Origin of the sequence: Streptomyces sp. NPDC052107 (genome assembly GCF_040680215.1) — a bacterium.
Taxonomy (GTDB): domain Bacteria; phylum Actinomycetota; class Actinomycetes; order Streptomycetales; family Streptomycetaceae; genus Streptomyces.
This window is the reverse complement of the sequence record NZ_JBFAWG010000049.1, coordinates 36,845-58,033: the sequence shown is the minus strand read 5'-3', so window position 1 is coordinate 58,033 and position 21,189 is coordinate 36,845. Positions and strand designations below refer to the sequence as shown.

Genomic DNA, 21,189 nt, shown 5'->3' with positions numbered 1-21,189 from the left:
ACGATCAGGACGGCAAGAGCCGTGTAACGGGAGACTGTTACGCACGGTTCTGTGGGGGCCGGAGGGTGAAACCCCCTCCGGCTACCCGACACGGCTCCGGGGCGGGGTTCAGGTCGTAGAGGCAGAGCGTTTCCGCTTGTCAGCCGGAGTTCGGCAGGGCCTGCATGCGCGCGGACGCGCCGGTGATTACGTGGGCGAAGGGCCAGTGCCGGGCGAAGCGGAGGCAGCGGCGGCGGCTGGTGGCCACCAGCTGGGCGGCGGCAGAGAACAGCCGCAGCCGCGGGCGTTCGGGCTGCCAGCAGCGGGCGTCGCCGGTGGGAGCGAGCATGGGCATCCAGGCCAGCAGGTCGAGGGCGACAAGCGTGCGGTGACGCGTGGTCTCCGCTCAAAAGTCCCTTCAGAGCGGGTCGTGTTCAGGCGACGCGCTGTCCCTCGGGATAGGCGCACGGCGCGCACATGCCGAGCGAGGGCGGGATGACGCATCCGGCATCCCGACCACACTCCGGGCACCTGCGGCGGGCGGCGTTGGCTTTGGCCAGGGGCGCCCACTTGGCGGGCGTCATCGGCCGGACGGGCTTTGCCTGCTCGATCGAGCAGAGGTGGGCGACCAGCGGTCCGCGGCGGCGCCGCGGACGCTCCAACCGGGCTGCCACGTTTTGCCCACCGGGCCGTAATCCGAGGGCGCGCAGTTGTCGGACCGTGGCCAGCCCCTCGGGAGCCAGGTGCCACCGGTAGACGGAAACCAGCGGGTTCGCAGAATCTGAGGGTTCACGTGGCAGGAACCCGCTCGTGGGGTGTGGGTTCTGGGGTGGGGAGGCACGCGGGTTCATGCACGACGTGTCACGCAAGATGAGGCCAATCGGTTGGGGAGGGCTCGGGGTGAGTTACGAATTGCAGGCGGTCATCGCGGGTGACGAGTTGCTGCGCGTCGCGTCGCGGGACGTGCCTGGATCCCACGTGGTGCCTCTGCGTCAGGGCCTGTCGCTGATGCCGATGACCGATGAGGTCTTCGATGCCGTCACGGACGGCAGCGACGGAGGAGACCTGGGGTTCTGGCGGCTGCCAGGGGGCTTCGACACGCTACTGGCTCAGTGGTCCGCCGCAGGGCCGATCGCCTATGTGGAGGCCGAATGCTTCGGCGGAGTCGGCGAGCAACGAGCCGCCGTCTGGGCTGACGGCGCACTGGCACTGGGGCCACTGGATGTGCCGACGAAGAAGCGGTTCTCGCGAGCAGTCAGCCCCATCTCCCGGGCTCTGCGGCGGCTAGGCGCACGAAGGAGCTTGGGCGAAGACGAGTTCGAGGCCGTGGGGCTGGACCGCCACCGCAACAACGAGGACTGGATCTCCAGCGCCTGCTAGGCCTGGGTGGGATCGATGGTGAAGCGCTCGGGTCAAGCCGTGCGGACGTAGTGGATCGCGGTGTGCGAGGTGATCCCGAACAGCCGCATCAGCCGGATCGGGTCGGCTGTTTCTCGGGCCTCGTCGAGGAACCGGTCCTGCCCGAGCTGGGTGGGGTTGATGCCGATCCGGTCGCTGAGCGCTTTGAAGGCCGCTGAGCACCGACCCCTACCTGATCGTCAGCCCCATCACCGCCCTTCACGTCGACAGACCCGCAGGCGGCCCCTCCAACGACCTGCTGGCACTACAACTGTAGTGCCAGCGACGGCTGTAGTGCCGGGGGAGACCCCCTCTGACCAGCTCAGGAGCAGAGGTTCACGTGCCGGACGGCCAGGACGTGCCCCGCCGCGTCGATGAGGCGGCTACGGGCGAGGTGTCCGCCGGCCACCGCATTGGTGATCGCCGTGGCGATCGCGGACGTCTGGGAGCTGACGTTGCCCCCCAGGTCGAACATGACCATGTCGGCGCCGGAGCGCAGGGCCTGGACGGCGGCGGTGGGAACGCTGAAGCCGGCGGCGGAGATCGCCTTGGCGCTGAGCGAGTCGGTGACCACCAGCCCCTTGAAGCCCAGCTTGCCGCGCAGTTCCGAGGTGATGGCGGTGGGTGACAGGCTCGCCGGGTTGGTGCCCAGGCCCGGCACGACGTTGTTGGAGACCATGATGGCCGGGGCGCCGGCCTTGATGGCCGCCGTGAACGGCGGGATGGCCACCTTTTGCAGGGTGGACCAGGGCAGGGTGTGGGCGGGGCCGAAGTCGGAGTTGTAGCTGGAGCCGCCGAGGCCCGGGAAGTGCTTGACGACGGGGATCACGTTTCCGGCGCGCAACCCGTTCATGTACGCGACACCGTCCTTGGAGACAACCGAGGTGTTGCCGCTGAAGGACCGCCATCCGTCGGGGTTGGTCTTACTGGGGGCCACGTTCCTGCCGTCGACGTCGACCACCGGCGCGAGGTCCATGTTCACCTGGGCGGCGGCCATCTTGGTCGCGACCTTGGTGACGTTCTGCTGGATCTGGGCCGGGGTCCAGTGCGCGCCCATGTACGCGGCCCAGGGCAGGGATCCGACGAGGTTCGCCATGCGCTGGATGCCGCCGCCCTCCTCGTCGGTCATCACCAGCAGGCCCAGGTGGCCCGGTACATGGGTCTTCAGGGCGGTCAGCCGGGAGCCGAGGTCGGACGGCGCCTTGCTGCCGAACAGCAGCACACCGCCCGCACCGGCGCTCACCTCGGAGGTGACGTCGGAAACCGAGGTCTCCGACACCGGGACGGCGACGGTCAGCATGGCCAGCCGGCGGTTCGACCACCCGGCCAGCTTCGTGCTGTTGGTGCACGCGGTGGTGGCGGCGGTGGTGGAGAGGTTCGGGGCGAGGGACGGATGGGGGGAGGAAGGCGTGGCGGACGGGGTGCGGGACACGCCGGGGCCACTGGAGTGCCCGGTCGCCTTGGGAGTGCCCGCACCACAGCCCGCCAGGAGCATCGCGGCCACGGCGGCGGTGCTCAGTCTTCGTGCTGTCCCGGCCCGGCCGGGGAGCCGCGGCGATGCGCTTGTGCAGTCACGGTACGTCGGAAGATTCATCGCCGGCCTCCTTCGGGGGAGACGCGACGGTGGCCGTCGCGTCTCGGGCCGCATCAGCATGAGGTGTGGCTTACGACGCGTGAGATGCGCCCAGTGCGGTATTTGTTCGCTGGTCCACGGTCGGAGTACCAGGATCTCGCGCCTCGGAGCCGGACGAAAGTCCAGCCGACGTGAGTGGGGGCGGTTCAGGAGCCCCGGACCCTGTTCGGTCGCATCCCGCTGGTCGCACTTCCGGGTCTCTTCACTAGAATCGAACGTGTGAACGATGACCGTCCGCTGACGCGTCTCGACATGCTGCGTTTCGCCCGCCGCGTCGTCGAACATCAGGCCGCGCGGCAGCTCGCCCTGATGGACCGGTGGATCGCGGACGAAGAACGCCGGGAGGCCGAACGGCAACGCCGCCTCGCCACCCGGCAGGCCGCTCCGGACTGGCTGGTCGAGCGCGGGCTGAACGGCCGCACCGCGGTGTACGTCCACGTCGGCGGCTGCGCGAGCGCCGGCGGGCGTGCCAAGGGCGTCGGCCGGGACCAGGCGGTACACGCACTCACCGAAGGAGAAATCGCCGCATGCCCGCTGTGCCGCCCCGACACCGCGTTGGGAATACTGGAATGACCGGTCCGGGTGCGGGCCCGGACGGTCCGGACGATGCTGGAGCCATGGCCGGGAAACGCCCCATCATCGTGCACCTGCCGTCCCCGACCGGCGGCCGCCGGGTCCGGGTGGACGGCGAGATCCTCGGCCTGGCGCACAACGTGGGGGACTTGGTGGAGTTCCTGCGCCGCGCGGGGCTGGAGATCGAGCCGGAGCAGGTGGCCGACTCGCCGCTGATCGACTGGCGCGGGGTGGGCCCCGATCACTGGGAAGCCGAGACCCGCACCTGACAGCGGCGTCGGCAGCGGTGTCGCGTCCGAGTCGGTGCGGGCACACTGACGGCATGTCCTCCCGACGCAGAACCTGTCCTGTGTGCCACCGCGACATCGCCGTCGTCGCGGGCCGCTACGCGCGGCACGACCCGCCCGGGGCGCGGGAGAACGGGGAACTCGTCTCCTGCGCCGGGTCACGGCAGCAGGCGCAACTCGGGGCGGTCCAGCCGGCGTTGGACGGATACGCCGTACCGGAGTTTCCCGGGCAGCTGCCTCTGTTCTGAGTCACGAAGAGTCGGAGGGGGGCCGACTTGTAGGTGAGGGGCGGGTGTTCGTGGGGACCTGACGGGGCGACAGGGCCGTGCTGACGGCTCGGTGGCGGGGTCTGTCGGTTCAACGGCCGGTGGCGGGCCTCAGTTCCCGGCCACCGCCTTCACCGCGACCGACACCGGCGTCGATCCGCTGATCAGCTCCAGCGTCAGGCCGGTCGTCGCCGGGGTGTCCACCAACTCCGCGAGTACGGCGGCCACATCGTCCCGGGGAATCGCGCCGCGCCCAGTGTGCGCCTCCAGCCGGACCTGACCGGTACCGGCGTCGTCCGTCAGCGAGCCGGGGCGCAGGATCGTCCAGTCCAGGGCCTCCTGGCGGGTGACGTACGCGTCCGCCTCGCCCTTGGCGCGCAGGTACACGTCGAAGACGTCGTCGCCCTGGTGCGCGGGATCCGCGCCCATCGAGGACACGACCAGGAAACGGCGCACCCCCGCGCGAACGGCCGCGTCCGCGAACAGCACCGCCGCGCCCCTGTCCACCGTGTCCTTGCGGGCCGCCCCGCTGCCCGGGCCCGCGCCGGCCGCGAAGACCGCCGCATCGGCGCCCTGCAGGTGCGCCGCGACCTCCTCCACCGAGGTGGACTCCAGGTCGAGCAGCATCGGTTCGGCACCGGCCGCCCGCAGATCGTCGCCCTGTTCCGCCTTGCGGATGATCCCCGCGACCTCGTCCCCGCGCGCGGAGAGCAGGCGCTCCAACCGCAGCGCGATCTGTCCATGACCACCAGCGATGACAATGCGCATGATTCCGACCGTACGCCGGAAGGGGTGCATCCGCCGCACGAGTTAACCGGTGTGGCGGGACCGCGCCGGGCTCACGCCCACCGGCCCGCGCCGGGCGCGCACGAGTACGCGCCCGGCACGCACACCCACCCGCGCGCCCCAGGCGGCCCCCACCCCGGACCGCACCCGGAACCATGCCCGGTCACGACAACTCGCCCCGCCCCTGCCGCGGCAACCCGGGTTCCGCCGCGGCCGCCGAGTTGCAGTACTCCCGTACCGCGCTCGTGCGGGCCACCACCCGGCCCCGGTGGACCACGATCCGGCTGTAGGCCAGGGACAGGGCGCCGGCCAGGCGGTTGCCGCGTACGGCGAGCAGGTCGGCGGGGAAGCCGGCCTCCACGCGTACCTCCGGCAGGCCCAGCATCACGCGGGCCGAAGTGCTGACGGCGTCGTAGGCGTCCTCCGGGCGCAGGCCGTGGGTGGAGGCCAGGAGGTAGGCCGCCTCCAGGGGATCACCGCGGCCGACGGGGTTGGAGGCGTCGCGCAGGGCGCCGCTGCCGGCCGACACGCGCACCCCGGCCGCGCGCAGCAGCCGTACCGGAGCGGCGCTCCGGCGGTCGGTTCCGCAGCAGCCACCCTGGGGCAGGCACACGACCGTCACACCGGCGGCCGCGAGCTGGTCGGCGGCGCGGGAGGCGGCCTCGGTGGGGAGGCGAGCGAGACCGGCGCACGGCCCGATCGTCACGCCGGGGCGTAGGCCCCCGGCCATGGCCGCGAGCCGGGACAACCGGGCCGGATCGGAGGCGTCCGTGTGCAGATCCACCGCGCAGCCGTGCTCGGAGGCCACGTCCAGGACGGTCTCCACATAGCCCGTGGGATCGGGGTCCAGGTCGGGGCAGCCGCCCACCACGGAGGCGCCCATCTTGAGCGCGTCGCGCAGTATCGCCAGCCCGTCTGCCCCGGCCACCCCGGTCAGCAGCCGCGGCATCGCCACCGTCGTCAGTTCGGCGAGCCCCCGTAGCGAGCGCCGCGCCTGCAGAACGGCGCCCAGCGCACCGAGCCCTTGTACGTCGCCAACGCGCACGTGCGTGCGTGCCGCCGTGGCCCCGTGGCCGAGCTGCAGCAGGGCCGCCTCCGTCGCCCGGCGCTGGACGTCCTCGGGGGCGTACGACACGGGGCCGGGGTGCTCGGCGGACAGCGCGGTGTCACCGTGGGCGTGCGGTTCGGCCGGGGCCGGGAGGAGCAGGTAGCCGCTCAGGTCCACGCGCGTGGGGCCCGTCCGGGCGGGGCCCGGCGCCAGACTGCCGGCCGTGCCCACCGCCTCGATGCGCCCGCGGCCCAGCCGTACGTCCACCGTCCGGCCGTCGGTGAGCCGCGCCCCGCACAGCAGCAGGGCGGCCGGGTCGGACTGGCCCGAGGATCCCGAGGAGTTCGACGGCGGATGGGGCTGCGGCTGGCTGTCGGGCATCGCGCTCCAGGATGGGGGCCGGGGGCTCGGGCGGGGCTGCGTGAGACACCGGGGCCTGGGCCCAAGATCACGCAGGGCGAGTCGAGCCTAGGGTGGCGAACGGCGCCGGTCGCGCAGGAGCGCAATAGTCGTACCGGTGTGGTCCACCCTTGGCAGTACACGCATCGCCCACCCGCGTGGCCTCCGGCTCTCCCCGACGACGGCCACGACAGTCCACGCGCGTGGCCCCGCCTCTCCCGGCGACGCCCACGCGCGCGTGGCTCGCTTTCCGTGCCGCCCGTGCTCGGCGCCCGACGACGTCCACGCGCGCGTGCCACCACTCCCGCTCCGTGTGGCACCCGCCGATCGGCCCCCACGCGTACGGCCCATGAGCACTCACCCGCTACCCGTGGGCCCCCGCCCAGCGACTCATGAGGTCACTGCGAGCCCTGGGATGAGGGGTGTCGCGGGCTGCCGGATACGGATTTGGGTGAACGGCGGCGGACCGTGTAATGTCTTCATCGCTCGCCCCAATAGCTCAGTCGGCAGAGCGTCTCCATGGTAAGGAGAAGGTCAACGGTTCGATTCCGTTTTGGGGCTCTGGTGTGAGAGGTTCCCGTCGAAAGGCGGGGCCCGATCGCATCGCAGCGGTGTAGCTCAGTCGGTAGAGCAAGCGGCTCATAATCGCTGTGTCACCGGTTCAAGTCCGGTCACCGCTACTGACAGTAGCCGATTGCGGGGTCGGTCCTTCGATCGGCTACTCTTTCTTGCGTTGAATTAGTCCACCCGTTCGTCTTAGGAGCACTCACGTGGCTGCCACCGACGTCCGCCCGAAGATCACGCTGGCCTGCGTGGAGTGCAAGGAGCGGAACTACATCACCAAGAAGAACCGGCGTAACAACCCGGATCGTCTTGAGATGAAGAAGCACTGCCCGCGTTGCAACGCGCACACCGCGCACCGCGAAACGCGATAAAACAGGCTCGTCCGCGAGGCCGTCCCCTTCCGAGGGGGCGGCCTCGCGGCGTTTCACCGCTTCACCGGCGCTCCGGGCAGCACCGGCACTCCGGCGCCAGCGGCGCTTCGGCTTCACCCGCGCTTCAGCGGCCCGAGGCTGACCCGTCCCCCCGCACATTCCCCGGCGGGATTCCGGCTAATTTGGGGCCATCACAGCAGACATCAGGAGGTGCCGGGCCATGGCGCTCGACCAGTCCTTCGTTGGACGGACCTACCCACCCACCGCGCCCTATGAGGTGGGCCGGGAGAAGATCCGCGAGTTCGCCGAGGCGGTGGGCGAGACCAACCCGGTCTACACGGACCCGGAGGCCGCGAAGGCGTTCGGTCATTCCGATGTGATCGCCCCGCCGACGTTCGTGTTCGCCATCACCTTCCCGGCCGCGGGGCAGATCGTCGAGGACCCGCAGCTCGGTCTCGACTACAGCCGCGTGGTGCACGGCGACCAGAAGTTCGCCTACAGCCGCCCGGTGCGCGCCGGCGACCGGCTCAGCGTCACCTCCACCATCGAGGGGATCAAGTCCCTCGCGGGCAACGACATCCTGGACATCCGCGGTGAGGTGCACGACGAGGCGGGCGAGCACGTCGTGACCGCCTGGACCAAGCTCGTGGCCCGCGCGGCCGAGGAGGCGTGAGGACCTGATGACGGCGAAGATCGCGTATGACGACGTCGAGGTCGGCACCGAACTGCCGGCGCAGACCTTTCCCGTGACCCGCGCCACGCTCGTGCGCTACGCGGGTGCCTCCGGGGACTTCAACCCGATCCACTGGAACGAGAAGTTCGCCAAGGAGGTCGGCCTGCCGGACGTCATCGCGCACGGCATGTTCACCATGGCCGAGGCGATCCGCGTGGTCACCGACTGGACCGGGGACCCGGGCGCGGTCGTGGAGTACGGCGTCCGGTTCACCAAGCCCGTCGTCGTGCCGAACGACGACCAGGGCGCGCTGATCGAGGTCGGCGGCAAGGTCGCGGCCAAGCTGGACGACAACACGGTGCGCGTGGACCTGACGGCGACCAGCGACGGCCAGAAGGTGCTGGGCATGTCCCGTGCGGTCGTACGGCTGGCCTGACGGAGCCACCGGAAGCAGTGATGTAAGGGGCGTCCTCTCTGGTGGGGCGCCCCTTACGTGCGTCCGGGGACGAGGGGCTTGCCAAGTTAGTGATTGAGTACTAACTTACTTCTCATGCCCAGGATGAGTGCAGAAGAGCGACGCGAGAGTGTCATTCGCGCGGCGATCGCGGAGTTCGCCCAGAAGGGCTACTACGGCACCTCCACGGAGGCGATCGCGACCCGCGTGGGTGTGTCGCAGCCGTACCTCTTCCGGCTCTTCACGGGCAAGAAGGCGATCTTCGCCGCCGCGTCGCTCCGGTGCGTGGAGGACACCTGTCGGGTCTTCGAGGAGGCGGCCAAGGGGCTGGAGGGCGAGGATGCCCTGCACGCCATGGCGAACGCTTATGTGCGGCTGATCACGGAGCAACCCGAGAAGCTCCAGATGCAGATGCAGACGTACATCACGGTCGCGGCCGCCGAGGCGGAGGGCGACCGCGAGTTCGGTGAGGCCGTACGGTCGGCCTGGATGAAGCTCTGGGACACCGTGCACCTGCCGCTCGGGGCGGACGACAACGAGACCACGACGTTTCTGGCGTACGGGATGCTCATCAACACCCTCACGGCCATGGGGTTTCCGCCCGAACACCGGGTCTGGCAGGGGATGTATCCGTCGGCCCAGGTCACCGGCCGGCTGGAGAAGTAGCGGAACGAGGTGGATCGCCCGCCTCTTTTCCTGCCCATAAAAGTTAGTCATCAATAACTAACTAGATCGCTCTCTGGGGGAGAGATGTCACAGGAGAACGCAACGAAGGGCGGCCGCGGAAGCGCCGCCTGGGCCCTCGTCATCACCAGCGTCGCCGGCTTCATGGCGGCCCTCGACAACCTCGTCGTCACCACCGCCCTGCCCTCCATCCGCAAGGACCTCGGCGGCGCCCTGGACGACCTCGAGTGGACCGTGAGCGCCTACACGCTCACCTTCGCCGTCCTGCTGATGTTCGGCGCGGCGCTCGGCGACCGCTTCGGGCGCCGCCGGCTCTTCATCGCCGGACTCGCCGTCTTCACCGGGGCCTCCGCCGCCGCGGCCATGGCCCCCGGCATCGGCTCCCTGATCGCCGCCCGCGCGGTCCAGGGCGTCGGCGCGGCCGTGATGATGCCGCTCACGCTGACCCTGCTGACCGCGGCCGTACCCGCCGCCAAGCGCGGGATGATGTACGGCATCTGGGGGGCGGTCAACGGACTCGCCGTCGCTTCCGGACCGCTCATCGGCGGCAGCCTCACCGAGCACGTCTCCTGGCACTGGATCTTCTGGCTGAACGTGCCGCTCGGCCTGATCACGCTGCCGCTCGCCCGGCTGCGCCTCGCCGAGTCCCACGGCACCGGCGCCCGGCTCGACGTCCCCGGCACCCTGCTCGCCAGCGGCGGCCTCTTCGGGATCGTCTACGGCCTGGTCCGCGGCCCCGCCGACGGCTGGACCGACACCGTGGTCATGACCGCGCTGTTCGCGGGCGGCGCGCTGCTGGCCGGGTTCGTCCTCTACAGCTCCCGCGCGGCCCACCCCATGCTGCCGATGCGGCTGTTCCGGTCCCGCGCCTTCTCCGGCATCAACGCCGCCAGCCTGCTGATGTTCGTCGGCATGTTCGGCTCGATCTTCCTGCTCAGCCAGTACATGCAGGGCGTGCTCGGCTACTCGCCCACCGAGGCGGGCCTCAGGATGCTGCCGTGGACCGGCATGCCGATGCTCGTCGCGCCGATCGCCGGAATCCTCTCCGACCGCATCGGCGGCCGCCCGGTCGTCGCCGCGGGCCTGTTCCTGCAGGCCGTCGGTCTCGGCTACATGGCCGCCGTGGCCACCACGGACGCCTCCTACGCCGCCCAGCTGCCCGCCCTGGTCATCAGCGGGATCGGCATGGCCCTGTACTTCGCGCCGGCCGCCAATCTGGTGATGTCCAGCGTCCGCCCGCAGGAGCAGGGCATCGCCTCCGGCGCCAACAACGCGCTGCGCGAGGTGGGCGGCGCGCTCGGCATCGCGGTGATGTCGTCGATCTTCTCCGCGCAGGGCGGCTACGAGAGCGCGCAGAGCTTCGTGGACGGCCTGCGGCCCGCCCTGGTCACCGGCTCGGCGGTGGTCGCCCTCGCCGCGGTCGCGGCCCTGGCGATCCCGGCCCGGCGCAGCGCCGCCCGCCGCGCCGCGGGGGACGGGCGGACGCCCGCGACCGCCCCGGAGGCCGCTGCCGCCGAGGCTCCCGCCCCGGAGGCCGCCGCCCTGGAGAGCACCGCCCGCTGAGACCCGGACCGGAACCTCGCCATCCTCGTCACAAGGAGTTCGCGATGCCCGCTCTCCCCGCTCTGCCCTGGATCGTGCCGAACACCCCGCCACAGGGCACCGAGGTGCCACGTCTTCGCCTCGCGCTTCGAGACGCGTTCCCTGTGGGGCGCCCTCCGCTTCCTCGCCCGCACCCCGGCCGTGTGGCGGCAGGTAGGCAAGGCACCCGGCGCCTACGGAGCCTCCCTCAAGGCACAGCCACTGCGGCGGACCTTCTGGACGCTGTCCGCCTGGGAGTCCGCCGACGCCCTGAAGGGATTCGCCCGCTCCGGTGCCCACCGGCCCACCTCCCGCGGGCTGGCGTCCCAGATGCGTGACGTCGCCGTCGCCACCTGGCAGACCTCCGGCGACGAGTTGCCGGTGAGCCGGGAGGAGACCGAGCGGCGGCTCAGGTAGCCCGCCGGCCGGCAGTCGCGGTACGTCGCCCATGCGCGCGTGGCCTTCGAGAGGAGACCACGCGCGCGTACCCGTGCGCCAGGCGTGGTGCGGAACCGCCTTCCGTCACCGCTCGGCGGCCGCCGCCCGCGTGGATGCGGTGCTGTCGGAGGCGTCTCGTAGTCTTGGGCCCGTGCAGGTACTCCACGACGCCCCTCTTGCCCCGCTGACCACCTTCCGGCTGGGCGGTCCCGCGACGCGGCTGGCCACTGCGGTGACCGACGCCGAGGTGATCGCCGCCGTCCGTGAGGCCGACGACAGCGGGACGCCGCTGCTGGTCATCGGCGGTGGATCGAACCTGGTCATCGGCGACAAGGGCTTCGACGGCACCGCCCTGCGCATCGCCACGCGTGGTGTCGAGCTGCGCGGTACGACGCTGGAGCTCGCGGCCGGCGAGGTGTGGACCGACGCCGTCGCCCGCACGGTCGAGGCAGGGCTCGCCGGCATCGAGTGCCTGGCCGGCATCCCCGGGTCCGCGGGCGCCACGCCGATCCAGAACGTGGGCGCCTACGGCCAGGAGGTCTCCTCCACCATCACCGAGGTCATCGCCTACGACCGGCGCGCCGGCGAGACCGTCACGCTGACGAACGAGGAGTGTGCCTTCTCGTACCGCCACAGCCGCTTCAAGGCAGACCCCGAGCGCCATGTCGTGCTGCGCGTCCGCTTCGAGCTGGAGGACGCGGGCGGGCTCTCCGCGCCCGTGAAGTACGCCGAGGCGGCCCGCGCGCTCGGCGTCGAGCCGGGAGACCGGGTGCCGCTGGCCGCAGCCCGCGAGACCGTGCTGAAGCTGCGTGCCGGGAAAGGCATGGTGCTCGACGCCGAGGACCACGACACCTGGTCCGCCGGGTCCTTCTTCACCAACCCGATCCTCACCGACGAGCAGTTCGCCGCGTTCCACGCGCGCGTGCGCGAGCGGCTGGGCGACGGCGTCGAGCCGCCCGCCTACCCGGTGGGGGAGGGCCGTACGAAGACCTCCGCGGCCTGGCTGATCGACAAGGCTGGCTTCACCAAGGGCTACGGCACCGGACCGGCCCGCATCTCCACCAAGCACACCCTCGCCCTCACCAATCGGGGCGCCGCCACCACCGAGGACCTGCTGGCCCTGGCCCGCGAGGTGGTCGCCGGCGTCCGCGAGGCCTTCGGGATCACCCTCGTCAACGAGCCGGTGACGGTCGGCGTCGGCCTGTAGGGCCGACAGGATCCCGAAGACACCGCGGCCTCCGCGCGGTCTAGTACGCCACCCCCACCCCCTGTTTCACCGTTCCCTCGTCGTCGATCATCGCCAGCATCGCGTGCGCGACGTCGGCGCGCGCGATGAAGCGGCCCTTGCGCGGGAAGCCGCCGACGACCGTGCGGTAGCGGCCGGTGAGCGGCTTGTTCTGCAGGCGAGGCGGCCGTACGGACGTCCAGTCCGTGCCGCTGCGGGCCAGCTCGGCCTCCATCCCGCGCAGGTCGGTGTAGACGTCCTTCAGGACGGCCGACACCAGACCGCGCATCGCCCGATCCAGCGCGCCGTCGCCCTCGGGGTCGGGGCCGACGGGACCGGCGCTGACCACGAGCAGCCGTCGTACACCCTCCGTCTCCATGGCACGCAGGACCGTACGGGTCAGCCGGGTGGCGACCCCGGCGTCATTGCGGCTGCGTGCGCCCAGGCCGGAGAGGACCGCGTCCCGGCCCCTGACGGCGGTGCGCAGTTCCTCGGGGTCCGTGAGGTCGGCGCGGAACACCTCCAGCGCGTTCCCCGTGACGTCGAGCCGCGCCGGATCGCGGACCACGGCCGTCACCCGGTGGCCGGCGCCGAGGGCCTGACGCACGATCTCCCGGCCGATGCCGCCGGTGGCGCCGAAAACGGTGAGGTTCATGTGTGCTCCCGTACTCGGGATGGGTGGGTGAGTATTCACTCACTCCTGCTGACATCTAGAGTGGGTAAGCACTCACCCATCCGTCAAGCCCGATTGGACGCCCATGGAGCCGAAGCCGGCGCGTGTCCGCATCCTCGACGCCGCCCACGAGCTCATGCTCACCGTCGGACTCGCCCGCGCCACCACCAAGGAGATCGCCCGCGCGGCCGGCTGCTCCGAAGCGGCCCTCTACAAGTACTTCGACAGCAAGGAGGAGCTGTTCGTGCGCGTGCTCGCCGAGCGGCTGCCCCGGCTCACCCCTCTGCTCAACAGCCTCGCCGCCGAACCGGGACAGGCCACCCTGGAGGGCAACCTCACCGAGATCGCCCGCCAGGCCGCCCTCTTCTACGAGCAGAGCTTCCCGATCGCCGCCTCCCTGTACGCCGAGACCCAGCTCAAGCGCCGCCACGACGACGCCCTGCGCACGCTCGGCTCCGGCCCGCACCGGCCCATCCAGGACCTGGACGCCTACCTGCGCGCCGAACAGGCCGTCGGCCGCGTCCGCGCCGACGCCGACACCTTCGCGGCCGCCTCCCTGCTGCTGGGCGCCTGCGCCCAGCGTGCGTTCGCCTACGACGCGACCGGCACGGGGGAGCGGCCGTCGGTCGACGAGTTCGCCGCGCGGCTCGCGCGGACGCTGCTGGGCGGAATCTCCGTTGCGCCGGCCTCGGCGTGAACTTCACGCTGAGGGCATGACAAACGCCTCCGGAATCACGGACGTATGCGGCTGAGGCTGCGCGAGTTCGGGCCCCGCACCGGCCCGCACGAACACCGGGTCGTCCAGCCCCGGCAGCCCCTGCGCCACACCTCGCTGCGCGCCCCCGAGCCCATCGGGCTGCTGCTCGGCGACCACGACGGACTGAGCCGGCTGGCAGGCCTGTTCTCCCTCGCCGCCTACTCCCGGCACACGATCGTCCACGTGCCGCTGCGCGATGGCGTCCCGCCCGACGAGGGCATGGGCGAGCTGGTCGACCTCGTCCTGGCCCACCACTCGCTCGGGCTGCGCGCCGGCCAGTGGCCCGAGCTGCGCCGGAAGCTGCGCGCGGGCACCCCGCTGACCGTCCGGACGGACGAGGCGCGCACCGCGCGGGACGCCGCCGTCTGGCGCGAGCACTGTGAGCGGCCCGGCTTCCGGGACGTGCTGCGGCACGACACGCACGCGCGTACGTTCTTTCTCTTCGGCAGCCGGGACGTGTTCGCCGAGACGGCCACCTGGTTCGCGCACGCCGCGGGCAACGGGCCGTACCAGAAGAACGTCGCCAGGGGACACGCCACGCTGATGGCCGAGCTCCCGGCACTGGTCCAGCCGCCCGGCGGCGGGCACCCGATCGACGTACTGGTCTGCTTCAAGCCCTATCCGCCCTACGCCCACTTCAGACGGCCGGGCGAGCCCGCCGCCCGGCTCAGGCGGCCGGGCGGGCCAGCCAGTCGTCCACGCCGGCCAGCAGCCGTGCCCTGACGTCCTCCGGGGCGGCCGAGCCCCGCACCGACTGGCGGGCCAGCTCGGCGAGTTCGGCGTCCGAGAAGCCGTGCGCGTGCCGGGCGATCTCGTACTGGGTGGCCAGCCGGGAGCCGAACAGCAGCGGGTCGTCGGCGCCGAGCGCCATGGGCACGCCGGCGTCGAAGAGCGTCCGCAGCGGCACGTCCTCGGGCTTCTCGTACACGCCGAGCGCCACGTTCGAGGCCGGGCACACCTCGCAGGTCACGCCCCTGTCGGCCAGCCGCTTCAGCAGCCGCGGGTCCTCCGCCGCGCGCACCCCGTGCCCGATCCGCGAGGCGTGCAGGTCGTCCAGGCAGTCGCGCACCGAGGCCGGGCCGGTCAGCTCGCCGCCGTGCGGGGCCGACAGCAGACCGCCCTCGCGCGCGATGTGGAAGGCCCGGTCGAAGTCCCGCGCCAGGCCCCGCCGCTCGTCGTTGGAGAGCCCGAAACCGACCACGCCCCGGTCCGCGTACCGCACCGCGAGGCGGGCCAGCGTCCGGGCGTCCAGGGGGTGCTTCATGCGGTTGGCGGCGACCAGCACGCGCATGCCGAGCCCGGTCTCCCGGGATGTCGTGTCCACCGCGTCCAGGATGATCTCCAGCGCGGGGATCAGACCGCCCAGCCGGGGCGCGTACGACGTCGGGTCCACCTGGATCTCCAGCCAGCCCGAGCCGTCCTTCAGGTCCTCCTCGGCGGCCTCCCGGACCAGGCGCTGGATGTCCTCCGGTCGGCGCAGGCAGGAGCGCGCCGCGTCGTACAGCCGCTGGAAACGGAACCAGCCCCGCTCGTCCGTGGCCCGCAGCTTGGGCGGTTCGCCGCTGATCAGTGCTTCCGTCAGGGCGTCGGGCAGATGCACGCCGTACTTGTCGGCCAGTTCCAGGACGGTCCCCGGTCGCATCGAACCGGTGAAGTGCAGGTGCAGATGGGCTTTCGGCAGCTCAGAGACATCACGTACACGCTCCATCCCAGGATCCTGCCGTACACACCTGTCACATCGGTAGCCGTTTCCCCGTACGTGGTCTTGCTCGCACAAACGAACAGGAGCATCCGGGAACGTTCCCGGATGCTCCTGTTCAGAAATGGACCGCTCGGTTGTCCAAAGATGGACTGCTCAGGCCTTGGCCTCCGCCAGCAGCTTCTGGATGCGGCTCACGCCCTCGACGAGGTCCTCGTCGCCCAGCGCGTACGACAGCCGCAGATAGCCCGGCGTGCCGAAGGCCTCGCCCGGGACGACCGCGACCTCGGCCTCCTCCAGGATCAGCGCGGCCAGCTCGACCGTGTCCTGCGGGCGCTTGCCGCGGATCTCCTTGCCGAGCAGGGCCTTGACCGACGGGTAGGCGTAGAACGCGCCCTCGGGCTCGGGGCACACCACGCCGTCGATCTCGTTGAGCATCCGCACGATGGTCTTGCGGCGCCGGTCGAAGGCCTCGCGCATCCTCGCCACGGCCTGAAGGTCCCCGGAGACGGCGGCGAGGGCGGCCACCTGGGCCACGTTGGAGACGTTCGAGGTGGCGTGCGACTGCAGGTTCGTCGCGGCCTTGACGACGTCCTTCGGGCCGATGACCCAGCCCACGCGCCAGCCGGTCATGGCGTACGTCTTCGCCACACCGTTGACGACGACGCACTTGTCGCGCAGCTCGGGCAGCAGCGCCGGCAGGGACACCGCGGCGGCCTCGCCGTAGACCAGGTGCTCGTAGATCTCGTCGGTGAGCACCCACAGGCCGTGCTCCAGGGCCCAGCGGCCGATCGCCTCGGTCTCGGCCTCGGAGTACACCGCGCCGGTCGGGTTGGACGGGGAGACGAAGAGCACGACCTTCGTCTTCTCCGTGCGCGCCGCCTCCAGCTGCTCGACCGAGACGCGGTAGCCGGTCGACTCGTCGGCCACGACCTCCACCGGGACACCGCCGGCCAGGCGGATCGACTCCGGGTACGTCGTCCAATAAGGGGCCGGGACGATGACCTCGTCGCCCGGGTCGAGGATCGCGGCGAAGGCCTCGTAGATGGCCTGCTTGCCGCCGTTGGTGACGAGGATCTGCGAGACGTCGGGCTCCCAGCCGGAGTCGCGCAAGGTCTTCGCGGCGATCGCGGCCTTCAGCTCGGGCAGGCCGCCGGCCGGCGTGTAGCGGTGGTACTTCGGGTTCTTGCAGGCCTCTACGGCCGCCTCGACGATGTAGTCCGGGGTCGGGAAGTCGGGCTCACCGGCGCCGAAGCCGATCACCGGACGCCCGGCGGCCTTCAGGGCCTTGGCCTTGGCGTCCACGGCGAGGGTGGCGGACTCGGAGATCGCGCCGACTCGGGCGGAGACCCGGCGCTCGGTGGGTGGGGTTGCAGCGCTCATGGAGCCCATCGTTCCAGACCGGAAATCCCCCCGGCACATGGGTTTCACAGACTGAACAGCAACGGGTCGAGACGTGAACACGGGTCTGAATCCGGCCTCCGGCCAGGACGATCTTTGGTCACCTGGCCCCGGACGGGCACTTTCTGTTCGACGCCGGGCCCCGGACCACGTACACTCTCACCTCGTTGGCCTCCAGAAGCCGCCACCGAAACCGGTGCACACCGCGCACCCGTCCGGATGCGGTACGTTGGGGGACACACAAAGGGTCGTAGCTCAATTGGTAGAGCACCGGTCTCCAAAACCGGCGGTTGGGGGTTCAAGTCCCTCCGGCCCTGCTACACACACCGCCAGGATGTGTGCGCTTGTACGTACAGCAATGCACCGCCGTGCGGCTCAGAAACCGGGCGCGGCACGGCCACGACCCGGGACCAGGTGAGGACAATGACGGACGCCGTGGGCTCCATCGACACGCCTGATGCCCAGGACGAGGCACTCGAGTCGAAGAAGAAGGCCCGCAAGGGCGGCAAGCGCGCCAAGAAGGGCCCGCTGAAGCGCCTCGCCACCTTCTACCGCCAGATCATCGCGGAGCTCCGCAAGGTCGTCTGGCCGACGCGGAACCAGCTGACGTCGTACACCACCGTGGTGATCTTCTTCGTCGCCATCATGATCGCGCTGGTGACCGTGATTGACTATGGGCTCAACCACGCGGCCAAGTACGTCTTCGGCTGAGCCAAGAGCGAAGGGCGCCGTGGCACCGGCGCCCGTTTTCGCATGTTCCACCCCTATGTATCCAGGAAGAAGCAGCCATCGTGTCTGACCCGAACCTGAACGACGACGCCATCGAGCCTCGCGGGACCGCTGCCGAGATGGTGGACGACGAGCGCGACATCGTCGAGGGCGCGGACGAGCAGGACGAGTTCGAGGCTGCCGAGGCCGAGGCGGGGGAGCCGGCCGAAGAGGCTGCCCTGAACGTCAAGGACGAGGAAGACGAGGAAGAGGCCGAGGAGGCTGCCGTCGAGGCCGCCGAGGAGGAGCCGGCCGAACCTGTCGACCCCGTCGAGGCCCTGCGCGAGGAACTGCGCTCGCTGCCCGGCGAGTGGTACGTCATCCACACCTACGCCGGTTACGAGAACCGCGTGAAGACCAACCTGGAGCAGCGTGCCGTCTCGCTGAACGTCGAGGACTACATCTTCCAGGCCGAGGTGCCGCAGGAAGAGGTCGTCCAGATCAAGAACGGCGACCGCAAGACGATCAAGCAGAACAAGCTGCCGGGTTACGTCCTGGTCCGCATGGACCTGACCAACGAGTCCTGGGGTGTCGTCCGCAATACCCCGGGTGTCACCGGCTTCGTCGGCAACGCCTACGACCCGTACCCGCTGACCCTGGACGAGATCGTCAAGATGCTCGCCCCGGAGGCCGAGGAGAAGGCCGCCCGCGAGGCCGCCGAGGCCGAGGGCAAGCCCGCCCCGCAGCGCAAGGTCGAGGTCCAGGTGCTGGACTTCGAGGTCGGCGACTCGGTCACCGTCACCGACGGCCCGTTCGCCACGCTGCAGGCGACCATCAACGAGATCAACCCCGACTCGAAGAAGGTCAAGGGCCTGGTGGAGATCTTCGGCCGTGAGACGCCGGTCGAGCTGTCCTTCGACCAGATCCAGAAGAACTAGTCCATTTCTGGACGTCGCTCTTCCGCGCAGGTCAGGCGGGCTGTCTCAGCCGGTCTGACCTGCTCGGTTTTTGGCCGCGCATCTATACCCGTTATCGTTGTGCGGTATGCCTGCGTCAGGATCGCGATCCTCGCGCGGGCATGGACCCGAATGAAAGGACCCGGAGAGCTATGCCTCCCAAGAAGAAGAAGGTCACGGGGCTCATCAAGCTCCAGATCCAGGCCGGTGCCGCCAACCCGGCCCCGCCGGTCGGCCCCGCGCTGGGTCAGCACGGCGTGAACATCATGGAGTTCTGCAAGGCCTACAACGCCGCGACCGAGTCGCAGCGCGGTTGGGTCATCCCGGTGGAGATCACGGTCTACGAGGACCGCTCCTTCACCTTCGTCACCAAGACGCCGCCGGCCGCGAAGATGATCCTCAAGGCCGCGGGCATCGAGAAGGGCTCCGGCGAGCCGCACAAGACCAAGGTCGCCAAGATCACCGAGGCGCAGGTCCGCGAGATCGCCCAGACCAAGATGCCCGACCTGAACGCGAACGACCTGGACGCCGCCGCGAAGATCATCGCCGGTACCGCGCGTTCCATGGGCGTCACGGTCGAAGGCTGACCTCAACCCACCTAGCAGTCATGCGGCCGTGGCCGGTCGCACGTGGCAGGGCCTGCTCGGCCCAGGGACCACGACTCCTTTCAGAACACACAGGAGCAAGTTGTGAGCAAGCGCAGCAAGGCTCTCCGCGCTGCGGACGCCAAGATCGACCGGGAGAAGCTGTACGCCCCGCTCGAGGCCGTCCGTCTCGCCAAGGAGACCACCACGACCAAGTTCGACGCCACCGTCGAGGTCGCCTTCCGTCTGGGTGTCGACCCGCGCAAGGCCGACCAGATGGTCCGTGGCACCGTGAACCTTCCGCACGGCACCGGTAAGACCGCCCGGGTCCTGGTCTTCGCGACCGGCGACCGTGCCGAGGCCGCGCGTGCCGCGGGCGCCGACATCGTCGGTGCCGACGAGCTGATCGACGAGGTCTCGAAGGGCCGCCTGGACTTCGACGCCGTCGTCGCCACCCCGGACCTCATGGGCAAGGTCGGCCGCCTCGGCCGCGTCCTCGGCCCGCGTGGTCTGATGCCGAACCCGAAGACCGGCACCGTCACCCCCGACGTCGCCAAGGCCGTCACCGACATCAAGGGCGGCAAGATCGAGTTCCGCGTCGACAAGCACTCGAACCTGCACTTCATCATCGGCAAGGCGTCCTTCGACGACTCCAAGCTGGTGGAGAACTACGGCGCCGCGCTGGAGGAGATCCTCCGTCTGAAGCCGTCCGCCGCCAAGGGTCGCTACATCAAGAAGGCCGCCATCACCACCACGATGGGCCCCGGCATCCCGGTCGACCCGAACCGCACCCGCAACCTCCTCGTCGAGGAGGACCCGGCCGCCGTCTGAGCCGTCCGCTCATCCCGGTAGCCGCGTCAGGTACGTGTGAGTAAAGGGCGGGCCCCGCAACCTTCCAGGTGCGGGGCCCGTCCTTTCTTCGTACGGCCTTTTCTTTGTACGGCCTGTCGGACGACTGTCAGTGGCCTGGGCTACGGTGCAGGCACTCGACTTGCATGGGGGTAGGACAAGATGAAGAGCACGACGGCGCGCCGGATGACCCTTTCCGTGGCCGTGGTGGCCGCACTGACCGGGGTGGCCGCCTGCGGCTCCTCGAAGGGCGACAAGGCGGCCGGCGACGGCACGATCCACGTCAGCCCCATCGCAGCCCTCCGCACCGCCGAGCAGTCCACCGACAAGGCGGACTCGGCGAAGGTGCGCTCCACCATGTCCATGGGCAACCTGATGTCGGCGACCGGGAACGGCGCCCTCGCCTGGGGCCACGGCCTCAAGGGCAACCTCACCATCACGTACACCGGCGGCCAGATGGCCGAGATGATGCGCAAGGCCGGCACCACCTCGATGCAGGCCCGCTATCTGCCGGATGCCTACTACGTGAAGATGGGCGCCGCGTTCGCCCGGCAGACGGGCGGCAAGCACTGGGTCAGGTACGGGTACGACGACCTCGCCAAGTTCGGCGGCGCCTCCGGCTCGTACCTGAAGGACCAGGCCCAGACCTCCACGCCGAACCAGGCCGTGAAGATGCTGCTGGCCTCCGGTGACGTGAAGAAGGTCGGCCAGGAGACGGTCTCCGGCGTCCACACCACGCACTACGCCGGCACGGTGAACGTCGCCGACCTCGCGGGCAAGAGCAGCAACCTCAGCGCGGACCAGCTGTCGGCCCTGCGGAAGCAGCTCGACCAGACCGGCATCACCACGGACACCATCGACCTCTGGATCAACGACCAGAACCTGCTGGTGAAGAAGACCGAGAAGGCCGACACCGCCAAGGGCACCCTGGCCAGCACCGCCTACTACAGCGACTACGGCGTGCAGGTCTCCGCCGAGGCCCCGCCGGCCGGCGACACCAAGGACTTCAAGGACCTGATGAAGTCCCTCGGCGTCCCCGGCAGCGGGAACACCGCGAACGGCTCGGCCACCGGCACTTCCGGGTCCGGCACCGGCATCAGCTCCTGACCGCACCGCGGGCCGGGGCGCCGTGGAGCCCGATTTGCTCGACGGTGCCCCGGTCCGGTACTCTCTTCCAGAAGCCAAAGACCGCTGGTCGTTGCC

General features: G+C 70.5%; 24 protein-coding genes, 3 tRNA genes and 2 pseudogenes. 21 read left to right on the top strand and 8 right to left on the bottom strand.

Annotated features, from left to right (window positions below; translation table 11 throughout):
• Nucleotides 1-139: 139 nt before the first annotated feature.
• A pseudogene (locus AB0M27_RS33480) lies at nt 140-358 on the bottom strand (transposase); the annotation flags it as partial.
• 55 nt (nt 359-413) lie between these two features.
• Complete coding sequence (locus AB0M27_RS33475) at nt 414-746, bottom strand: RRQRL motif-containing zinc-binding protein (protein ID WP_365727324.1); 333 nt, start codon at nt 744-746, stop codon at nt 414-416.
• Nucleotides 747-879: 133 nt separating this feature from the next.
• Here AB0M27_RS33475 and AB0M27_RS33470 point away from each other — a divergent pair, with 133 nt between their 5' ends.
• Nucleotides 880-1,359 (top strand): hypothetical protein, encoded by a 480-nt coding sequence (locus AB0M27_RS33470; RefSeq protein WP_365727318.1) that lies wholly within the window; start codon nt 880-882, stop codon nt 1,357-1,359.
• A 340-nt stretch (nt 1,360-1,699) separates the two neighbouring features.
• Here AB0M27_RS33470 and AB0M27_RS33465 read toward each other — a convergent pair whose 3' ends face one another.
• Complete coding sequence (locus tag AB0M27_RS33465; RefSeq protein ID WP_365727322.1) at nt 1,700-2,872, bottom strand: glycoside hydrolase family 3 N-terminal domain-containing protein; 1,173 nt, start codon at nt 2,870-2,872, stop codon at nt 1,700-1,702.
• 357 nt (nt 2,873-3,229) lie between these two features.
• Between AB0M27_RS33465 and AB0M27_RS33460 the strand changes: the two genes are divergently transcribed.
• From AB0M27_RS33460 to AB0M27_RS33450, 3 genes are read left to right on the top strand one after another with little or no spacing between them, the layout of a single operon-like run.
• Nucleotides 3,230-3,583 carry a DUF6233 domain-containing protein gene (locus AB0M27_RS33460; RefSeq protein ID WP_365727316.1) on the top strand — a complete coding sequence of 118 codons (354 nt, stop codon included), beginning with the start codon at nt 3,230-3,232 and terminating at the stop codon, nt 3,581-3,583.
• 44 nt (nt 3,584-3,627) lie between these two features.
• Nucleotides 3,628-3,852 carry a hypothetical protein gene (locus tag AB0M27_RS33455; protein WP_356302340.1) on the top strand — a complete coding sequence of 75 codons (225 nt, stop codon included), beginning with the start codon at nt 3,628-3,630 and terminating at the stop codon, nt 3,850-3,852.
• A 53-nt stretch (nt 3,853-3,905) separates the two neighbouring features.
• Entirely contained in the window at nt 3,906-4,118 is a 213-nt protein-coding gene (locus AB0M27_RS33450; RefSeq protein ID WP_228621254.1) for a hypothetical protein, read from the top strand.
• Between the two features lie 129 nt (nt 4,119-4,247).
• Here the strand turns inward: AB0M27_RS33450 and AB0M27_RS33445 are convergent, their stop codons facing one another.
• Nucleotides 4,248-4,904, bottom strand: coding sequence for an SDR family oxidoreductase (locus tag AB0M27_RS33445; RefSeq protein ID WP_365727314.1), 657 nt, complete (start codon nt 4,902-4,904; stop codon nt 4,248-4,250).
• Nucleotides 4,905-5,085: 181 nt separating this feature from the next.
• Nucleotides 5,086-6,351: an amidohydrolase family protein gene (locus AB0M27_RS33440; RefSeq protein ID WP_365727312.1), complete on the bottom strand. Its 1,266-nt coding sequence runs from the start codon at nt 6,349-6,351 to the stop codon at nt 5,086-5,088.
• Nucleotides 6,352-6,857: 506 nt separating this feature from the next.
• Here AB0M27_RS33440 and AB0M27_RS33435 point away from each other — a divergent pair.
• From AB0M27_RS33435 to AB0M27_RS33395, 9 genes and pseudogenes are all read left to right on the top strand, one after another.
• Nucleotides 6,858-6,930 (top strand) — tRNA-Thr (locus tag AB0M27_RS33435).
• Nucleotides 6,931-6,976: 46 nt separating this feature from the next.
• Nucleotides 6,977-7,049 (top strand) — tRNA-Met (locus tag AB0M27_RS33430).
• A gap of 90 nt (nt 7,050-7,139) precedes the next feature.
• Nucleotides 7,140-7,304 (top strand): 50S ribosomal protein L33, encoded by a 165-nt coding sequence (gene rpmG / locus AB0M27_RS33425; protein WP_003948671.1) that lies wholly within the window; start codon nt 7,140-7,142, stop codon nt 7,302-7,304.
• A 220-nt stretch (nt 7,305-7,524) separates the two neighbouring features.
• Complete coding sequence (locus AB0M27_RS33420) at nt 7,525-7,977, top strand: MaoC family dehydratase N-terminal domain-containing protein (RefSeq protein WP_351802237.1); 453 nt, start codon at nt 7,525-7,527, stop codon at nt 7,975-7,977.
• A 7-nt stretch (nt 7,978-7,984) separates the two neighbouring features.
• Nucleotides 7,985-8,413: a MaoC family dehydratase gene (locus AB0M27_RS33415; protein WP_365727311.1), complete on the top strand. Its 429-nt coding sequence runs from the start codon at nt 7,985-7,987 to the stop codon at nt 8,411-8,413.
• Nucleotides 8,414-8,527: 114 nt separating this feature from the next.
• On the top strand, nt 8,528-9,097 hold the full coding sequence (locus AB0M27_RS33410) for a helix-turn-helix domain-containing protein (protein ID WP_365727309.1): 570 nt from the start codon (nt 8,528-8,530) through the stop codon (nt 9,095-9,097).
• A gap of 84 nt (nt 9,098-9,181) precedes the next feature.
• Nucleotides 9,182-10,678 (top strand): DHA2 family efflux MFS transporter permease subunit, encoded by a 1,497-nt coding sequence (locus AB0M27_RS33405; RefSeq protein WP_365727307.1) that lies wholly within the window; start codon nt 9,182-9,184, stop codon nt 10,676-10,678.
• A gap of 44 nt (nt 10,679-10,722) precedes the next feature.
• Nucleotides 10,723-11,113, top strand: a pseudogene (locus AB0M27_RS33400) (DUF3291 domain-containing protein).
• Between the two features lie 142 nt (nt 11,114-11,255).
• Nucleotides 11,256-12,341 (top strand): UDP-N-acetylmuramate dehydrogenase, encoded by a 1,086-nt coding sequence (locus AB0M27_RS33395; RefSeq protein ID WP_365727320.1) that lies wholly within the window; start codon nt 11,256-11,258, stop codon nt 12,339-12,341.
• 40 nt (nt 12,342-12,381) lie between these two features.
• Here AB0M27_RS33395 and AB0M27_RS33390 read toward each other — a convergent pair whose 3' ends face one another.
• Complete coding sequence (locus tag AB0M27_RS33390; RefSeq protein ID WP_365727305.1) at nt 12,382-13,014, bottom strand: NAD(P)H-binding protein; 633 nt, start codon at nt 13,012-13,014, stop codon at nt 12,382-12,384.
• 103 nt (nt 13,015-13,117) lie between these two features.
• Here AB0M27_RS33390 and AB0M27_RS33385 point away from each other — a divergent pair, with 103 nt between their 5' ends.
• Both AB0M27_RS33385 and AB0M27_RS33380 read left to right on the top strand, forming a co-directional pair.
• Nucleotides 13,118-13,729, top strand: a complete 612-nt coding sequence (locus AB0M27_RS33385; protein WP_365727303.1) for a helix-turn-helix domain-containing protein — start codon at nt 13,118-13,120, stop codon at nt 13,727-13,729.
• Nucleotides 13,730-13,774: 45 nt separating this feature from the next.
• Complete coding sequence (locus AB0M27_RS33380; protein WP_365727300.1) at nt 13,775-14,512, top strand: hypothetical protein; 738 nt, start codon at nt 13,775-13,777, stop codon at nt 14,510-14,512.
• On the opposite strand, the gene AB0M27_RS33375 is transcribed toward AB0M27_RS33380, so the two are convergent.
• Together AB0M27_RS33375 and AB0M27_RS33370 are read right to left on the bottom strand one after the other, a co-directional pair.
• Nucleotides 14,457-15,497, bottom strand: coding sequence for an adenosine deaminase (locus AB0M27_RS33375; RefSeq protein ID WP_365727298.1), 1,041 nt, complete (start codon nt 15,495-15,497; stop codon nt 14,457-14,459). The genes AB0M27_RS33380 and AB0M27_RS33375 overlap by 56 nt on opposite strands.
• 147 nt (nt 15,498-15,644) lie before the next feature.
• The gene (locus AB0M27_RS33370) at nt 15,645-16,871 is read right to left on the bottom strand and encodes a pyridoxal phosphate-dependent aminotransferase (protein WP_365727296.1); all 1,227 of its coding nucleotides are present in this window, start codon (nt 16,869-16,871) and stop codon (nt 15,645-15,647) included.
• 262 nt (nt 16,872-17,133) lie between these two features.
• On the opposite strand from AB0M27_RS33370, the gene AB0M27_RS33365 reads away from it, so the two are divergent.
• The 6 genes from AB0M27_RS33365 (at nt 17,134) to AB0M27_RS33340 (ending at nt 21,093) form a co-directional block, all read left to right on the top strand.
• A tRNA-Trp gene (locus AB0M27_RS33365) sits at nt 17,134-17,206 on the top strand.
• A gap of 106 nt (nt 17,207-17,312) precedes the next feature.
• Entirely contained in the window at nt 17,313-17,600 is a 288-nt protein-coding gene (secE, locus tag AB0M27_RS33360; protein ID WP_023547417.1) for a preprotein translocase subunit SecE, read from the top strand.
• A gap of 80 nt (nt 17,601-17,680) precedes the next feature.
• Complete coding sequence (gene nusG, locus AB0M27_RS33355) at nt 17,681-18,535, top strand: transcription termination/antitermination protein NusG (protein ID WP_365727293.1); 855 nt, start codon at nt 17,681-17,683, stop codon at nt 18,533-18,535.
• Between the two features lie 170 nt (nt 18,536-18,705).
• The gene (gene rplK, locus AB0M27_RS33350; RefSeq protein ID WP_023547415.1) at nt 18,706-19,140 is read left to right on the top strand and encodes a 50S ribosomal protein L11; all 435 of its coding nucleotides are present in this window, start codon (nt 18,706-18,708) and stop codon (nt 19,138-19,140) included.
• 102 nt (nt 19,141-19,242) lie between these two features.
• Nucleotides 19,243-19,968 (top strand): 50S ribosomal protein L1, encoded by a 726-nt coding sequence (gene rplA, locus AB0M27_RS33345; protein ID WP_365727291.1) that lies wholly within the window; start codon nt 19,243-19,245, stop codon nt 19,966-19,968.
• A 180-nt stretch (nt 19,969-20,148) separates the two neighbouring features.
• Nucleotides 20,149-21,093 carry a hypothetical protein gene (locus AB0M27_RS33340; protein ID WP_365727290.1) on the top strand — a complete coding sequence of 315 codons (945 nt, stop codon included), beginning with the start codon at nt 20,149-20,151 and terminating at the stop codon, nt 21,091-21,093.
• Nucleotides 21,094-21,189: the final 96 nt, after the last annotated feature.

Excerpts from the sequence above, each read along its gene's own strand:
- AB0M27_RS33445 (WP_365727314.1), bottom strand. The coding sequence starts at position 4,904 with ATGCGCATTGTCATCGCTGGTGGTCATGGACAGATCGCGCTGCGGTTG.
- secE (WP_023547417.1), top strand. The coding sequence starts at position 17,313 with ATGACGGACGCCGTGGGCTCCATCGACACGCCTGATGCCCAGGACGAG.
- AB0M27_RS33375 (WP_365727298.1), bottom strand. The coding sequence starts at position 15,497 with ATGGAGCGTGTACGTGATGTCTCTGAGCTGCCGAAAGCCCATCTGCAC.
- AB0M27_RS33370 (WP_365727296.1), bottom strand. The coding sequence starts at position 16,871 with ATGAGCGCTGCAACCCCACCCACCGAGCGCCGGGTCTCCGCCCGAGTC.
- AB0M27_RS33390 (WP_365727305.1), bottom strand. The coding sequence starts at position 13,014 with ATGAACCTCACCGTTTTCGGCGCCACCGGCGGCATCGGCCGGGAGATC.
- AB0M27_RS33415 (WP_365727311.1), top strand. The coding sequence starts at position 7,985 with ATGACGGCGAAGATCGCGTATGACGACGTCGAGGTCGGCACCGAACTG.
- AB0M27_RS33455 (WP_356302340.1), top strand. The coding sequence starts at position 3,628 with ATGGCCGGGAAACGCCCCATCATCGTGCACCTGCCGTCCCCGACCGGC.
- AB0M27_RS33385 (WP_365727303.1), top strand. The coding sequence starts at position 13,118 with ATGGAGCCGAAGCCGGCGCGTGTCCGCATCCTCGACGCCGCCCACGAG.
- AB0M27_RS33405 (WP_365727307.1), top strand. The coding sequence starts at position 9,182 with ATGTCACAGGAGAACGCAACGAAGGGCGGCCGCGGAAGCGCCGCCTGG.
- AB0M27_RS33440 (WP_365727312.1), bottom strand. The coding sequence starts at position 6,351 with ATGCCCGACAGCCAGCCGCAGCCCCATCCGCCGTCGAACTCCTCGGGA.
- rplK (WP_023547415.1), top strand. The coding sequence starts at position 18,706 with ATGCCTCCCAAGAAGAAGAAGGTCACGGGGCTCATCAAGCTCCAGATC.
- AB0M27_RS33465 (WP_365727322.1), bottom strand. The coding sequence starts at position 2,872 with ATGCTCCTGGCGGGCTGTGGTGCGGGCACTCCCAAGGCGACCGGGCAC.
- AB0M27_RS33420 (WP_351802237.1), top strand. The coding sequence starts at position 7,525 with ATGGCGCTCGACCAGTCCTTCGTTGGACGGACCTACCCACCCACCGCG.
- AB0M27_RS33450 (WP_228621254.1), top strand. The coding sequence starts at position 3,906 with ATGTCCTCCCGACGCAGAACCTGTCCTGTGTGCCACCGCGACATCGCC.
- AB0M27_RS33410 (WP_365727309.1), top strand. The coding sequence starts at position 8,528 with ATGCCCAGGATGAGTGCAGAAGAGCGACGCGAGAGTGTCATTCGCGCG.
- AB0M27_RS33380 (WP_365727300.1), top strand. The coding sequence starts at position 13,775 with ATGCGGCTGAGGCTGCGCGAGTTCGGGCCCCGCACCGGCCCGCACGAA.
- AB0M27_RS33340 (WP_365727290.1), top strand. The coding sequence starts at position 20,149 with ATGAAGAGCACGACGGCGCGCCGGATGACCCTTTCCGTGGCCGTGGTG.